This is a genomic window from Geminicoccus flavidas (genome assembly GCF_009806515.1).
Lineage (GTDB): Bacteria > Pseudomonadota > Alphaproteobacteria > Geminicoccales > Geminicoccaceae > Geminicoccus > Geminicoccus flavidus.
In genome coordinates, this window is the sequence record NZ_WUJP01001147.1 from 1 (window position 1) to 507 (window position 507).

Below are 507 nucleotides of genomic sequence, written 5' to 3' on the forward strand. Positions count from 1 at the left end.
GTTCAGGCGGTGCCAGAAGCGCTGCACCACCAAATACCCGCCGTGCAGGGCGCCCCAGATTACGAAGGTCCACCCCGCCCCGTGCCAGATGCCGCCCAAAAGCATGGTGACGAACAGGGCCAGCAGCTCGCGCGGGAAGCCGTGCCGGTTGCCGCCCAGCGGGATGTAGAGATAGTCGCGCAGGAAGCGCGACAGGGTGATGTGCCAGCGACGCCAGAAGTCGCCAATCGAGTTGGCGCGATAGGGTCGGTCGAAGTTCTGCGGGAAGCGCACGCCGATCAAGAAGCCCAGGCCGATCGCCATGTCGGCATAGCCCGAAAAGTCGAAGAACAGCTGCAGCGCATAGGCGAGCGTGCCGGCCCAAGCCTCCAGCGTGCTGACCGGCAGGCCCTGGTCGGCGGCGGCGAACACTGCATCGGCGACCGGCGCGATGTTGTCCGCGATCAGCACCTTCTTGGCCAGGCCCAGCACGAAATAGGCGATCCCGGTGTTGACCGACTGGATGTC

The 507-nt window shown here is 65.7% G+C and carries 1 protein-coding gene; it reads right to left on the minus strand.

The genetic code is table 11. From position 1 onward, the window contains the following. A partial coding sequence (locus tag EQG76_RS31510) for an MBOAT family O-acyltransferase (RefSeq protein ID WP_200841290.1) occupies nt 1-507 on the minus strand: 507 nt, incomplete at both ends.